This window comes from Pseudooceanicola sp. (genome assembly GCF_041987405.1).
In the GTDB taxonomy this organism is placed as follows: Bacteria; Pseudomonadota; Alphaproteobacteria; order Rhodobacterales; family Rhodobacteraceae; genus Pseudooceanicola.
This window is the reverse complement of the sequence record NZ_JBHIWR010000001.1, coordinates 636,391-650,505: the sequence shown is the minus strand read 5'-3', so window position 1 is coordinate 650,505 and position 14,115 is coordinate 636,391. Positions and strand designations below refer to the sequence as shown.

Genomic DNA, 14,115 nt, shown 5'->3' with positions numbered 1-14,115 from the left:
GACCATCCATCCCATCAATGGATGGGGGCCACTCACATGTTCTTCCTTCAAACCTACTACTTCTTCATCGTCACGTTTCTGGCGTTCCTGACCGGTCTGTCGATCTGTTTCGCATTCACCGGCCACCGCATCTGGCCCAAGGGCCTGATCCTGCCGATCGTCGGTCTCGGGCTGACGCTGCAGACGGTCTATGCGCCGATCCCCGGCTCCGACCTCCTGCTGATCGGGGGCATCGGCGTGATGCTGCTGATCGGCAGCCTGCTGGGTCTGGGGGCCCGGGTGGTCCTGCGAGGGCATCGCCGCCGCCGGGCCGAACGGCTGGTCTGACCGACCCGGACCACGCCAGCCGACGCCCCGCCGCTTGCCGCTGCGGGGCGCGGTTGCTATCTCCTCGGGACCAGCCGGACAGGAGAGACCATGCCCGCCCCCGACGAGATCGAGATCCGAGGCCGCCTGACCCCGAACCGCGCCCTGTCCGAGCTGACCTGGCTGCGCGTCGGCGGACCGGCGGAATGGTTCTTTCAGCCCGCCGATGCCGAAGACCTCGCCACATTCCTTGCTGCGCTGGATCCCGAGATCCCGGTCTTTCCCATGGGCGTCGGCTCCAACCTCATCGTCCGGGACGGCGGGTTGCGCGGCGTGGTGATCCGCCTCGGGCGCGGCTTTAACGGGATCGAAGCGCAGGGGCAGCGCGTCACCGCCGGGGCCGCCGCGCTGGATGCCCATGTCGCGAAACGGGCGGCCGAAGCCGGGATCGACCTGACCTTTCTGCGCACCATCCCCGGCTCCATCGGCGGGGCCTTGCGCATGAATGCCGGCTGCTACGGCAGTTATACCGCCGATCATGTCCTCTCTGTCCGCGCCGTCACCCGCGACGGCAGGCAGGTCGAACTCGCTGCGCAGGACATCACATTCGCCTATCGCCAGACCGATCTGCCAGCCGACATGGTCGTCACCGAGGTGACATTCGAAGGCCCCCCGGGCGATCCGCAGGCCCTGACCGACCGCATGGAAACGCAGCTGCGAAAACGCGACGAAACCCAGCCCACCAAGGACCGGACCGCCGGGTCGACCTTCCGGAACCCGGCCGGCTTCTCCTCCACTGGGCGGGCGGATGACGTGCATGACCTGAAGGCCTGGAAGGTGATCGACGATGCGGGCATGCGGGGCGCGCGCCGCGGCGGCGCGCAGATGAGTGAAAAGCACTCCAATTTCCTCATCAACACCGGGGATGCAACGGCCGCCGATCTGGAAGGATTGGGCGAAGATGTGAGAAAAAAGGTCTTACAATCTTCGGGATTAACGCTAGAATGGGAGATCATGCGCATCGGTGAATTCGCCCCGCAAGAGGGTGGCTGACGCGCAGGGCAGAATACAGGACCAATCCGGTTCAAAAGCACGAACAAGGGCAAGAAGCCCGGAACTGAGGCGCTAAGTGGGTGTGTCGAGCAGCACGACCCTCAAAGTGGCGGTACTGATGGGTGGCCCCTCGGCCGAACGCGAGGTGTCGCTGTCCACGGGGCGCGAATGCGCAGCCGCTCTGCGGGGTGAGGGATATGAGGTGATCGAGGTCGACGCGGGCCCCGACCTTGCCGCGCGTCTGTCCGAAATCTCCCCCGATGTGGTCTTCAACGCCCTCCATGGTCCCTATGGCGAGGATGGCTGTGTCCAGGGGATGCTGGAATGGCTCAAAATCCCCTACACGCATTCCGGCGTGCTGGCCTCCGCCCTGGCCATGGACAAGGAAAAGACCAAGGAAATCTACCGCGCCGAAGGCCTGCCGGTGGTCGACAGCAAGCTGGTCGCCCGGGAGGAGGCTGCAGCGCGCCATGTGATGGCGCCGCCCTATGTGGTCAAACCCTATAACGAAGGGTCCTCTGTCGGGGTCTATATCGTCAACGAGGGCGCCAACACGCCGCCGCTGCTGTCCGCCGACATGCCCGATGTCGTCATGGTCGAGGCCTTCGTGCCCGGCCGAGAACTCACCACCTCCGTCATGGGGCTGGGGCAGGGCGACCCCGGCGCGCTTTGCGTCACCGATATCCTGACCGACGGCTGGTACGACTACGAAGCGAAATATGCTGCAGGCGGATCGCGCCATGTCTGCCCCGCCGACATCCCCGAAGAGATCACCCAGGCCTGTCTCGACTACGCCACTCGCGCGCACCGCGTGCTGGGCTGCCGGGGGGTGAGCCGCACGGATTTCCGTTGGGACGAGGCCAGGGGCCTCGACGGGTTGATCCTGCTGGAAACCAACACCCAGCCCGGGATGACCCCGACCTCCCTGACGCCCGAACAGGCGCAGGCCTGCGGGATGAGTTTCGGCCAATTGTGCCGCTGGCTGGTGGAGGATGCCTCATGCAACCGCTGATTGCCCTCAGGTCCCCCACGGCCAATACCGCCCCGCGCCGCGAAGCCGCCAAGGTCAAGCCCGACCCGGCCCCCTCCCGTGCCGCCTACCGGATGCAGCGGCTGATGCTGACCCCGGCCTATCGGCTGACCCTGCGGGTGATTTTGCCGTTCATCCTCGGCGTTGCGGCGGTCTCGATCTACATGGCCGATCCGGAGCGCCGGGATGCGGTCGTGCTGGGCCTGGCGGACCTGCGCAACCAGATCGAAACGCGGCCGGAATTCATGGTCAAACTCATGGCCATCGACGGCGCCTCCGGCGAGACGGAGGCGGACATCCGCGAAATCGCGCAGATCGACTTTCCCGTCAGCACCTTCGACCTCGATCTCGATACGCTGCGCGAGGCGATCGTCGGCCTTCCGGCCGTAGCCGATGCTACGGTCAGCGTCCGCCAGCTTGGCGTGCTGGAGATCGACGTGATCGAACGCGAACCCGCGCTGCTGTGGCGGACGCGGGAGGGCATTCAGGTGCTTGACGAGACGGGCATCGTGATCGGCGAACTCGACAGTCGCATCCTGCGCCCGGACCTTCCGCTGATCGCGGGATACGGCGCCAATGAAAAGGTCGAAGAGGCCCACGGCCTGCTTCGCGTGATTTCCCCCCTGCATGACCGGCTGCGCGGTCTTGTCCGCATCGGCGAACGCAGGTGGGATGTCGTCCTCGCCCCGAACACGCGCATCATGCTGCCCGACGATCAGCCGGTGCTGGCGCTGGAGCGGGCCATCGCGCTGCACGAGGCGCAGGACATTCTCAACCGGGACATCGCGGCGCTGGACCTGCGCCTCGCCGCGCGTCCCACAATTCGAATGAATGCCGGGGCGCTGGAGCGCTGGCGGCAGATCAAGGACATGCGTGTGGAGACGGGCAGATGACGATGCTCTATGAAACTCAGCGGGCGATGCGCAACATGCGCAAGGCGGCGATGCAGCGGGGCGTGGTGGCCGTCCTCGATGTCGGCAGCTCCAAGATCGCCTGCCTTGTCCTCAGGATCGACCAGTCCGGCTCCGGGCTGCGCGAAGACAGCGTTGGCTCCCTTGCCGGGCAGGTCGGCTTCCGCGTCATCGGCGCCGCCACGACCCGGTCCCGCGGCGTGAACTTCGGCGAAATCGACAGCATGCCCGAGGCCGAACGCGCCATCCGCACCGCCGTGCAGGCGGCGCAAAAGATGGCCAATATCCGCGTCGATCACGTCATTGCCTGTTTCTCCGGCGCCGATCCCAAATCCTACGGGCTCAGCGGCGAGATCGAGGTCGAAGGGCAGGCGGTCTCCGAACAGGATATCTCCCGCGTGCTGGCCTCCTGCGATGTGCCCGATTACGGCAGCCACCGCGAAGTGCTGCATGCCCAGCCCGTGAACTTTGCCCTCGATCACCGCTCCGGCCTGTCGGACCCGCGCGGGCAGATCGGCCATGCGCTCTCCACCGATGTGCATATGCTGACGGTCGATGCCATCGCGGTGCAGAACCTGGCCTATTGCCTCAAGCGGTGTGACCTCGAACTGGCGGGCATCGCCTCCTCCGCCTATGTGACCGGGGTCTCCTGCCTTGTGGAGGATGAACAGGAGCTGGGCGCGGCCTGCATCGACATGGGCGGCGGCACCACCGGCCTGTCGATCTTCATGAAGAAACACATGATCTACGCCGATACCGTGCGGATGGGCGGGGACCACGTGACCTCCGACATCTCCATGGCGCTGCAGATCCCGACCAGCCATGCCGAACGGATCAAGACCTTCTACGGCGGCGTTGTCGCCACAGGCCGCGACGATCTGGAGCGGATCGAACTGAAGGGCGAGACCGGCGACTGGAACCACGACCGGCGCGAGGTCTCCGTCGCGGAACTGATCGGGATCATGCGGCCCCGGGTCGAGGAAATCCTCGAAGAGGTCCGCCATCGACTGGACGCCGCGGGGTTCGACCACCTACCAAGCCAGCAGATCGTGCTGACCGGCGGCGCCAGCCAAATCCCCGGCCTCGATGGCCTCGCCGCCCGCATCCTCGGCCAGCGCGTCCGCTTGGGCCGCCCGCTGCGCGTCCACGGGTTGCCCCAGGCCGCGACAGGCCCCGGCTTCTCCTCCTCCGTCGGCATGTGCCTCTTTGCGGCGCGGCCCCAGGACGAGAGCTGGGATTTCGACCTCCCCGTCGAACGCTACCCCTCCAGAAGCCTCCGCCGCGCGGTGCAGTGGTTCAAGGAAAACTGGTAAAGGCTCTGCGCGCCATGTGCCGGGCCTGACCCGGCACCCCCGCTCCGGTCCTTCTCTCGTTCGAAGAGGCCCCGGGTCATGCCCGGGGCGCGCAGCTCTGCCAATCCCCGGATTCCCCGTGCTTTTCCGGCCTGAATATGGGAACATTCCCCATCAAACGCGGCCGAAAGAGTCGCGAGTCGGAGCGAGCAGGCCCCGCAGATCGAAAAGAGAGAATCGCACCGCTGCTAAGGCGCGAGATTCGTTGCATGTTCGGACTGTTCTTGGGCGGCTCCGCTCTATTCTTGCGAGTTCTTGCGCATCAAGATATGGGTGTAACGGCAATATTACGCTGACTTTATCGCTCTCGGCCCCATATTTCGCAGGAACCTTTCAGATTCACCCGTGACCTCAAGGCAAACTCGCGCTACAGTTGGCAACGATAGACATGAATAAACGCTGTCGTAAGATGGGCACACAGGCGGACGAAACCATGGCATTGAACCTCTCGGTCCCGGGACAGGACGAACAAGAACTGAAACCCCGTATCACCGTCTTCGGTGTCGGTGGCGCCGGCGGCAATGCCGTCAACAACATGATCGACAAGGCCCTCGACGGCGTCGATTTCGTTGTCGCCAATACCGACGCCCAGGCGTTGCAGCAAACCCGGGCGGAACATCGCATCCAACTGGGTGTTAAGGTGACCGAGGGACTCGGGGCAGGGGCCAAGGCCTCCATCGGGGCCGCGGCCGCCGAAGAGAGCATCGAACAGATCGTCGATCAGCTGGCGGGCGCGCATATGTGCTTCATCACCGCCGGTATGGGCGGCGGCACCGGCACCGGCGCGGCGCCGATCATTGCTCAGGCAGCACGTGAACTTGGCGTGCTAACCGTCGGCGTGGTCACGAAACCCTTCCAGTTCGAAGGCGCCAAGCGGATGCGTCAGGCCGAGGATGGCGTCGAAGCCCTCCAGAAGATGGTCGACACGCTGATCATCATCCCGAACCAGAACCTCTTCCGCCTCGCCAACGAAAAGACCACCTTCACAGAAGCCTTCTCCATGGCCGACGACGTGCTCTACCAGGGCGTCAAGGGCGTGACCGACCTGATGGTCCGTCCGGGCCTCATCAACCTCGACTTCGCCGACGTCCGCGCGGTGATGGACGAGATGGGCAAGGCCATGATGGGCACCGGCGAGGCCGAGGGCGAAGATCGCGCCATCCAGGCCGCCGAAAAGGCCATCGCCAACCCGCTGCTGGACGAAATCTCGCTCCGCGGTGCGAAGGGCGTGCTGATCAACATCACCGGCTCCGACGACCTGACCCTGTTCGAACTGGACGAGGCGGCCAACCGCATCCGCGAGGAAGTGGACCCCGAGGCGAACATCATCGTCGGCTCGACCCTCGATCCGAATATGTCCGGCAAGATGCGCGTCTCCGTCGTGGCCACCGGCATCGACGTCAGCGAGGCCGTGGAAATCCCGACCCCGCGTCGCCGGGTCGCCGAAGTCACCCCGACCCAGGTCGAGGAGGTCGCCGAGGTGATCGAAGAGCCCGCAACCCCGGCGCCGATCGAAACCTCCTACCAGCCCGCCACGTCCCGGCCGCGTCCAGCCCCGATGTTCGTGGCCCCGACCCCCGCGGTGGAAGAAGAGGTCGAGGAAGAGGAAAGCTCGCTCTTCGCAGGCTTCGATGCCGCCGCAGCGGATGAACGCGCCGAGGCAAGTCATGTCGAAACCGACGACGGTCTGCCCGCCCCCGCTTACCGGCCCGAGGACGCAAGCCCTGCGCCGCAGCCCGAGGCCCCGGCGCCGGAAAGCTTCGTCGCCCCGCAGGCCCCACGTCCCGGTCAGCCTTCGGCGGAAACCCTCGCCCGGCTGCAGGCTGCGATCCATCGCGCCCCCTCCCGCCAGGCCGAGCAGCCGCAGGAAGAGAAATCGCGCTTCGGGATCAACTCGCTGATCAACCGGATGACCGGCGAACGGCAGCACGGCCAGGCGCATCAACCCGCGCAACCGGCCCCGCAGGCCACGCGGCAGCAGCCTTCGCTACGCCCGCAGGAGGCCCCGCGGGCAGCCGAACCGGCCAAGGATCCCGACCAGGAACGCATCGAAATCCCCGCATTCCTGCGCCGCCAGGCCAACTGATCCTACGTCACGCGTGACCGTGAAAGACCGCCTTCGGGCGGTCTTTTTCGTTTGAAATCAGCGCCATCTCAACGCCGATCCCCTGCGCGGCCGGAAAATTGCCGCGCTGCGGCATCCATGTTTCAAACCGTTGCAAAGCGTGAATTGAGATGTCGGGGCGCGGACCTTAATTAAGGGTCATCAGGACGGGCCAGAAGACCGCATCGTGCGGCGCGGGCCAGGGAAACGTCCGGGACAAGGTGCTGAAGTGCAAAAAACGATCAACTCGCCAGTTCGCTTTGAGGGCGTCGGTCTCCATTCCGGGGAACCGGCCACGCTGGTGGTGCGCCCGGCAGCGGCCAATCATGGCATCTGGTTTCGCCGCGCCGACATCCGCATCGGCGATGCGATGATCCCGGCCAAATGGGACGCCGTGGATCGCACCCCGCTCTGCACCCGGATCGAGAACGCTGCCGGTGTCTCTGTCTCCACCATCGAACATCTGATGGCCGCGCTTGCGGGCTGTGGCATCCACAACGCCCTGATCGAGATTGACGGCCCCGAGGTTCCGATCCTCGACGGCTCCGCCGCGCCTTTCGTGCGGGCGCTGCTGAAATGCGGGCTCCAGGTGCAGGCCGCCCCGATCCGCGCGATCGAGATCCTGCGCCCGGTCGAGGTTCAGAACGGCGACGCCATCGCCCGGCTGGAGCCGAACGGCGTGATGGAAATCGCCTTCGAGATCGACTTCACCGACGCCGCCATCGGCCGTCAGGTCAAGCATCTGACGATGGAAAACGGCACCTTCGTCCGCGAGCTTTGCGATTGCCGGACCTTCTGCCGCCAGGCGGATGTCGACGCGATGCAGGCCCAGGGGCTGGCGCTTGGCGGCGTGGCCGGGGAAAACGCCGTGGTCTTTGACGGCGACGCCGTCGTCAGCCCGGGCGGGTTGCGCCGCACCGACGAGCCGGTGCGCCACAAGATGCTGGACGCGCTTGGCGATCTGATCCTGGCAGGCGGCCCGGTTCTGGGCCTCTACACCGGCACGCGCGCTGGTCACAACCTGACCAACACCCTGCTGCGCAAGGTCTTTTCCGACCCGGCGAATTTCCGGATGGTCGAGTGCACCGCCGCACAGGCCGCCCGTCTGCCCGGCGCGGGCGCGCATCTGTCGGAAATGCCCGCAGTCGCCTGATTTCCACGGAAAACCTGCCTCTTGCGCTCCTCCTCCAATGGGGCGAAAGTCGATTTGCCCCCCGGAGTTTCTGTGCTAGACCCGGGTAAACCGTGCGGCCCCCGATGGTCGCAGGTGACATGCGGAGTGGGCAGGTCCAAAAAGACGACATGGGGCGGCTAGTGGTGAACTCTCGAATGGCGGCAAATGGCAAGCGCGCTCTGGCGACGGTACTGCTCTGTGGGGCACTGGCCGGGTGCGGCGGCTTTGGCGGGCAGTCCACCGATGGTCTCGGCATGGGCGGTCAACCGATCGAGGCCTTCACGGCCGAACAGATCTTCGGCCGGGCCGAATATGAACTGAACCGTCGCAAATTCGAACGCGCCGCCGAATATTTCGGCGAGGTCGAACGCCTCTACCCCTATTCCGACTGGGCGAAACGTGCGCTGATCATGCAGGCCTTTTCCTATCACAAGGACAAGGACTACGAGAACAGCCGCTCCTCCGCGCAGCGCTACATTGATTTCTACCCTGCGGACGAGGATGCAGCCTATGCGCAGTACATCCTCGCGCTCAGCTATTATGACCAGATCGACGAGGTCGGCCGCGATCAGGGCCTGACCTTCCAGGCGTTGCAATCCCTGCGCACCGTAATCGAACGCTATCCCGACAGCGAATACGCCCGGTCCGCGATCCTCAAATTCGACCTTGCCTTCGACCATCTCGCCGCGAAGGAGATGGAAATCGGCCGCTACTACCTCAAGCGGCACCACTACACGGCGGCGATCAACCGCTTCCGTGTGGTTGTCGAGGATTTCCAGACCACGAGCCACACCCCCGAGGCGCTGCACCGACTTGTCGAAAGCTATCTGTCGCTTGGCCTGACGGACGAGGCGCAGACCGCCGGGGCGATCCTGGGGCACAACTTCCAATCCACCCGGTGGTACGAGGACAGCTATCGTCTGCTGACCCGCCAGGGGCTGGAACCGAAGGTGCGCGGCAAGAACTGGTTGTCCGCGATCTATCGCCAGATGATCCAGGGCAAGTGGCTGTGATCCGCGCCCCCCGGGGTTTCACGACAGGATAAGACGATGCTGCGCGGGCTGGACATCCGGGACATGCTCATCATCGACCGGCTGGAATTGGAGTTTCAGCCCGGGCTCAACGTTCTGACCGGCGAAACCGGGGCGGGCAAGTCCATCCTTCTGGATTCGTTAGGATTTGTCCTGGGCTGGCGCGGCCGCGCCGATCTGGTCCGCACCGGGGCGGAGCAGGGCGAGGTCACCGCCGTCTTCGACCTGCCCCAGGGGCACGCCGCCCATGCGGTCCTGGCCGATGCGGGCCTGCCCGGCGGGACGGAACTGATCCTTCGGCGCGTGAACACTGCCGAAGGGCGCAAGACCGCCTGGATCAACGACCGCCGCGCCTCGGGCGAGGTCCTGCGCGCCCTGTCGGATACGCTGATCGAACTACACGGCCAGCACGACGACCGGGGCCTGTTGAACCCGCGCGGCCATCTCGCCCTGCTGGACGCCTATCTGGACCGCCCCGACCTGGCGGAGGCAACCCGCGCCGCCTGGCGCGCCCGGCGGGAGGCGACCCGCGCGCTGGACGCCGCCCGCGCTGCCGTGGCCGAGGTCAAGGCGGAGGAAGACTTCCTGCGCCATGCGGTGGCCGAAATGGACAAGCTCGATCCGCAGCCGGGCGAGGAGGCGGAGCTTGATAGTCGCCGCCGCATGATGCAGGCCGCCGGAAAGGTGCGCGAGGACGTCGGCCGCGCCATGCAGGCCTTGGGTCAGGACGGGGCCGAGGGCGTGATGACCGACGCGCTGCGCTGGCTGGAAGGGGCGGCGCCGCAACTCGAGGATCGTCTGGACGCCCCGCTCGCCGCCCTCTCGCGCGCGCTGACCGAACTGGGCGAGGCTGCGGATGGCGTCGAACGCTGCCTCGATGCGCTTGACGTGGACCCGCTGGAACTGGAACGGACCGAGGAACGGCTCTTCGCTATCCGCGCCATGTCGCGCAAGCACGAGGTCATCGCGGACGAACTGGCCACCTTTGCCGATACCCTGCGCGCCCGCCTGTCCACGCTGGACAAGGGCGCCGATGACATCTTCGCGCTGGAAAAGGCCGCCACCGTCGCCGACAGCGCCTATCAGGCCGCCGCCACTGCACTGCGCGAGGCCCGGCAGGAGGCCGCCACCCGCCTCGACATGGCCGTCGAAACCGAACTCGCCCCGCTGAAGATGGAGCGGGCCCGCTTTCACACCGCCCTGACCGAGGCTGATCCGGGACCGGACGGCGTGGACGCAGCCACTTTTACCGTGGCGACCAACCCGGGCGCACCCGCCGGGCCGCTCAACAAGATCGCCTCGGGCGGGGAACTCTCCCGCTTCCTGCTGGCGCTCAAGGTCTGTCTGTCGGGCGAGACTACCGGCGTCACGATGATCTTTGACGAGATCGACCGCGGTGTCGGCGGGGCCACCGCCGATGCTGTCGGGCGCAGGCTGGCCGATCTGGCGGGCCGCTCGGGCGGACAGGGGCAGGTCCTGGTCGTCACGCACAGCCCGCAGGTCGCCGCCCTGGGCGATTATCACTGGCGCGTTGCGAAATCGGTTGAGGGCGAGGAGACCCGTTCCACCGTCACCCCGCTGGCCCCGGAAGACCGCGTGGACGAGATCGCCAGGATGCTCTCCGGCGACCGCATCACGCCCGAAGCCCGGGCTGCGGCGCTGGCCCTTCTGGGATGAAAAACCCCGGAAAACGCCAGGCGTCTTCCGGGGGGGGACCAAAGCACCATTTACCGCCCCGACCGTAGAATCGTCGCCAATGCGCGTCATACCCAATTTGCGGTATGGGGAGTGAAATTTGTCCATTTGGGAAAATTTCAGCTGACTTCTTTCAGCATCTGCTCAAGTTCTTGCAGAACCCGGTCCCAATGTTCGAAGAACAGAAAGGATCCGGCGGCCTCGACCCGGACCAGCCGGACCCAGGGAAAGTCCCGGGCGTAATCCTCGACCGTCGCCGGGGGGATGCCCTGATCTTCGGTGCCCACGATGTTCACGATGGGGATCTGGTCGCGCAGCTTTTCAAAGGCCTGCCGCCAGTCGCTGCAATGCACGATGGCGACCTCCTGCGCATAGGTCCGCGCCGCGTCGAACCCGTCTCGCAGCACCACATCCGACCCGCAGTCCACCGCTTCGAACATGCGCGAATTGCGGGTCATGGCCACATCTGCAGGCGATCCGCCGTAGACCATTCGCACGAATTCGGCCTTGCCGATCTGCCGTGCCATGGCAAAGACGGCGCGCACCACGAAGGGCAGCAGGGGCGGCGCAAATCGCGCCGTGCTCAGGACGAAGCGATGCCAGCGCCCCATGCGCTCGAACTGCTCCGGCCGCGACATCGGCAGGAAGGCCGAACACCCCAGAATGCCCAGAACCCGGCCCGGTGCCTGGGCGAAAAGATGCGCTGCATAGATCATGTCCTCGTCCGCGACGAGCAGTGGCGCCGCGCCGATCCGCAGATGATCCATCAGCGCGGCAACATCCGCTGCAAAACAGGTGACCCGGTCCTGATGATCCGCCAGCGGTGTCGATCCCCCGAACCCGGCCCGGATCGGGGCGATCACGCGGATCCCGGTCTGACTGGCGGCGAATTCTGCGCTGGCGGGCCATCGGCACAGCCCGAAGGTAGAGCTGAAGTAGACGACCGGGCGACCGTTTGGATCACCATATTCCAGATAGTCGACCCGCCGCCCGTCGGGGCGGGTGATATGATGGAAGGGCAGGGATGGCAACTCCAGCCCGCCACGGCAATAGCGCAGGGCGGACGCAGGGTCCGGCGCGCTCACATCCGCCTCTGCCGGGGCGATATCCATCACCGACAGCGCGATCCGCAGCAGGTCAGACTGCCCCCGGGCCTCCGTCTTGGTCAGAATCGACTTCACCTGCGATCGCACCGTGTCGACAGACCGCCCCCGCGCCGCCGCCACGTCCTTCAGTGAATGGAACCGGGTCAGCCCCTTCATGATCTCGGCCTCGGCGGGCGTCAGATCGAAGGCGTCCCGCAACAGCGCCGTCGCACCCGGGGGCCAGTGCACCTCGGTTGTGGCCACCAGAACGAAGGGGGCGGCATCCTCCGGCTCGACCAGCAAGGTCAGCAGCAGAACGAGGCTGTCGTCGACAAGGCGCCGGGCGCGGACGATCCGGGTCGTCTCCGGCGGCCGGTCGCGATCGGGGTAAAGCATCGACGTGGCGGCCTTGGACAGGACGCTCAGATCCTCATCGCGCAGTTGCAATTCGGTCAGCGACTGTCCCTCGCGCACGTTAAGGTTTTCCGCCGCGGCGCGATTCACCGCCGTGATCGTCAGCGTCCCGTTCACCGCAAAGGCGGCCGCGCGGCGATACCGCGTCAGAACGTCCTGCTCGGCCTTGCGCCGCGCTCCGTGCCGCCCCAGGCCCAGGATACGGTCCAGCCGGTGCAGATGCCGCAACAACCCGCTGCCTTCCAGCTGGCTGTGCCTGCTTTTAGGTGTCCCCTGTGACAAGGGCGTAAGAAGGGCGTTCCAGGGGTCGATCAGGTCGGGAAGCCGATGCGGATCCAGCGCGACATCATAGGACTGATCCAGAACCGTATCGCGCAGCTGCATCCACTCGCGCCGTGGTTCTGTTCCGTCCTGTCCTGCCATTGGTGGTGTCACGCCCGCCGATCCCGCCCGTAAGAGAATAGAGTACCTGTCGAACCAGACAATCGGCGGGATCGGGCCACAGACACTCAGGAACAGGACGCCAAAGCCGGTCTAATCCTTAATAGACTCTACTTGGCGTCAGGCGCAAGTTTTCCCGGGTTGAAAACGCCTTTCGGATCAAGCGCCTGCTTGATCTGCCCCATGACCTGCCAGGCCTCGCCATGTTCGCGCGGCATGAACCCCTTCTTGCCGATGCCGATTCCATGCTCGCCCGTCGCCGTGCCGCCCATCTTCAGCGCCAGGGTGACCATCCGGTCCGCCGCCGCCTTGACCCGGTCCAGCTCCGCCGGATCGTCGGGATCGAACAGCAGGATCGCATGGAAATTCCCGTCCCCGACATGGCCCAGGATCGGCCCGGCAATGCCATGCGCCTCCAGATCGGCCTGGGTCGCTTCCACCGTCTCCGCCAGACGCGAAATCGGCACGCAAATATCCGTCACCACCGCCCGCGCCCCCTTGCGCCCCGCCAGGATTGCCCAATGCGCATGATGCCGCACGGTCCACAGCGCCTTGCGATCCTCGGCGGTGACCGCCCATTGAAACCCGCGCCCCTTGTGGTCGGCCAGGATCTCGCCAAAACTTTCCGCCTGTTCCGCGACGCCCGCTTCGGATCCGTGGAACTCCACCAGCAGATGCGGCTTCAGTGGCATGTCCATCCCCGAATAGGCATTCACCGCCGCCACGCTGGCCGCATCGACAAACTCGATCCGCGCCATGGGAATACCGATCTGGATCGTGTCGGTCACCGCGCGCACCGCATCTCCGATCGTGTCGAAGGCGCAAACCGCCGCACTCACCGCTTCAGGCTGGCCATGCAGGCGCACCACCATTTCGGTGATCAGGCCCAGGGTCCCCTCCGCCCCGACAAAAAGCCCGGTCAGATCATACCCGGCCGCCGATTTCCGCGCCCGGGTCCCGGTGCGGATCACCCGCCCATCGGCCAGCACCACCTCCAGCCCCAGAACATTGTCGCGCATCGTGCCATAACGCACCGCCGTCGTGCCACTGGCCCGGGTCGAGGCCATGCCGCCAAGCGTCGCGTTCGCCCCCGGATCAACCGGAAAGAACAGCCCCGTCGCGCGCAGATCCTCGTTCAGCGCCTCGCGTGTCACGCCGGGCTGGATGCGCGCATCCATATCCGCCTGGCTGACCTCCAGCACCTTGTTCATACGTGCGAAATCCACGACCAGCCCGCCCGAGAACGCCTGCGCCTGCCCCTCCAGCGATGTGCCCGCGCCATAGCCGATCACCGGCACATCATGCGCCGCGCAGATCCGGACCAGGGCCGAGACCTCCTCGGTGCTCTCGGGGTAGGCGACGGCCTCCGGCAGGGTCAGGGGAAAATAGCTCTCCGAGGCGCCATGGGCCACGAGTTCCGGCTTGGACCGCGTCACCCGATCGCCTAAGACGTTATCCAATTCGGGCCAGGCGTTTTCCAGCGTCATGATCTTCCCTCGCATGAGATTGCGCTTCCGTC

Annotated in this window: 11 protein-coding genes; 9 read left to right on the top strand and 2 right to left on the bottom strand. The window is 65.8% G+C overall.

Annotated elements, in window-relative coordinates; genetic code table 11:
* Positions 1-36 precede the first annotated feature (36 nt).
* The 9 genes from ACFC2Y_RS03135 to recN all read left to right on the top strand — a co-directional run bounded on the left by ACFC2Y_RS03135 (position 37) and on the right by recN (position 10,638).
* Positions 37-327, top strand: coding sequence for a hypothetical protein (locus tag ACFC2Y_RS03135; protein ID WP_375173593.1), 291 nt, complete (start codon positions 37-39; stop codon positions 325-327).
* Between the two features lie 90 nt (positions 328-417).
* Positions 418-1,359 carry a UDP-N-acetylmuramate dehydrogenase gene (gene murB, locus ACFC2Y_RS03130; protein ID WP_375173592.1) on the top strand — a complete coding sequence of 314 codons (942 nt, stop codon included), beginning with the start codon at positions 418-420 and terminating at the stop codon, positions 1,357-1,359.
* A 118-nt stretch (positions 1,360-1,477) separates the two neighbouring features.
* A complete protein-coding gene (locus tag ACFC2Y_RS03125; protein WP_375173752.1) occupies positions 1,478-2,371 on the top strand; it encodes a D-alanine--D-alanine ligase in 894 nt (297 codons plus the stop codon).
* Positions 2,359-3,282: a cell division protein FtsQ/DivIB gene (locus tag ACFC2Y_RS03120; RefSeq protein WP_375173591.1), complete on the top strand. Its 924-nt coding sequence runs from the start codon at positions 2,359-2,361 to the stop codon at positions 3,280-3,282. The genes ACFC2Y_RS03125 and ACFC2Y_RS03120 overlap by 13 nt, the downstream gene beginning before the upstream one ends.
* Positions 3,279-4,613 carry a cell division protein FtsA gene (gene ftsA, locus ACFC2Y_RS03115; protein ID WP_375173590.1) on the top strand — a complete coding sequence of 445 codons (1,335 nt, stop codon included), beginning with the start codon at positions 3,279-3,281 and terminating at the stop codon, positions 4,611-4,613. The genes ACFC2Y_RS03120 and ftsA overlap by 4 nt, the downstream gene beginning before the upstream one ends.
* A gap of 472 nt (positions 4,614-5,085) precedes the next feature.
* Positions 5,086-6,738 carry a cell division protein FtsZ gene (gene ftsZ / locus ACFC2Y_RS03110; RefSeq protein WP_375173751.1) on the top strand — a complete coding sequence of 551 codons (1,653 nt, stop codon included), beginning with the start codon at positions 5,086-5,088 and terminating at the stop codon, positions 6,736-6,738.
* A gap of 247 nt (positions 6,739-6,985) precedes the next feature.
* Complete coding sequence (lpxC, locus tag ACFC2Y_RS03105; RefSeq protein WP_375173589.1) at positions 6,986-7,909, top strand: UDP-3-O-acyl-N-acetylglucosamine deacetylase; 924 nt, start codon at positions 6,986-6,988, stop codon at positions 7,907-7,909.
* A gap of 149 nt (positions 7,910-8,058) precedes the next feature.
* Positions 8,059-8,943, top strand: a complete 885-nt coding sequence (locus ACFC2Y_RS03100; RefSeq protein ID WP_375186398.1) for an outer membrane protein assembly factor BamD — start codon at positions 8,059-8,061, stop codon at positions 8,941-8,943.
* A gap of 36 nt (positions 8,944-8,979) precedes the next feature.
* A complete protein-coding gene (gene recN, locus ACFC2Y_RS03095) occupies positions 8,980-10,638 on the top strand; it encodes a DNA repair protein RecN (RefSeq protein WP_375173587.1) in 1,659 nt (552 codons plus the stop codon).
* 137 nt (positions 10,639-10,775) lie between these two features.
* Here the strand turns inward: recN and ACFC2Y_RS03090 are convergent, their stop codons facing one another.
* Positions 10,776-12,578, bottom strand: a complete 1,803-nt coding sequence (locus ACFC2Y_RS03090; protein ID WP_375173586.1) for a hypothetical protein — start codon at positions 12,576-12,578, stop codon at positions 10,776-10,778.
* A gap of 128 nt (positions 12,579-12,706) precedes the next feature.
* Positions 12,707-14,083, bottom strand: coding sequence for an FAD-binding oxidoreductase (locus ACFC2Y_RS03085; RefSeq protein ID WP_375173750.1), 1,377 nt, complete (start codon positions 14,081-14,083; stop codon positions 12,707-12,709).
* Positions 14,084-14,115: the final 32 nt, after the last annotated feature.

Bases quoted from the DNA above. Each gene is read 5' to 3' on its own strand.
- ACFC2Y_RS03135 (WP_375173593.1), top strand. From the start codon at position 37: ATGTTCTTCCTTCAAACCTACTACTTCTTCATCGTCACGTTTCTGGCG.
- murB (WP_375173592.1), top strand. From the start codon at position 418: ATGCCCGCCCCCGACGAGATCGAGATCCGAGGCCGCCTGACCCCGAAC.
- ACFC2Y_RS03125 (WP_375173752.1), top strand. From the start codon at position 1,478: ATGGGTGGCCCCTCGGCCGAACGCGAGGTGTCGCTGTCCACGGGGCGC.
- ACFC2Y_RS03120 (WP_375173591.1), top strand. From the start codon at position 2,359: ATGCAACCGCTGATTGCCCTCAGGTCCCCCACGGCCAATACCGCCCCG.
- ftsA (WP_375173590.1), top strand. From the start codon at position 3,279: ATGACGATGCTCTATGAAACTCAGCGGGCGATGCGCAACATGCGCAAG.
- ftsZ (WP_375173751.1), top strand. From the start codon at position 5,086: ATGGCATTGAACCTCTCGGTCCCGGGACAGGACGAACAAGAACTGAAA.
- ACFC2Y_RS03100 (WP_375186398.1), top strand. From the start codon at position 8,059: ATGGGGCGGCTAGTGGTGAACTCTCGAATGGCGGCAAATGGCAAGCGC.
- recN (WP_375173587.1), top strand. From the start codon at position 8,980: ATGCTGCGCGGGCTGGACATCCGGGACATGCTCATCATCGACCGGCTG.
- ACFC2Y_RS03090 (WP_375173586.1), bottom strand. From the start codon at position 12,578: ATGGCAGGACAGGACGGAACAGAACCACGGCGCGAGTGGATGCAGCTG.
- ACFC2Y_RS03085 (WP_375173750.1), bottom strand. From the start codon at position 14,083: ATGACGCTGGAAAACGCCTGGCCCGAATTGGATAACGTCTTAGGCGAT.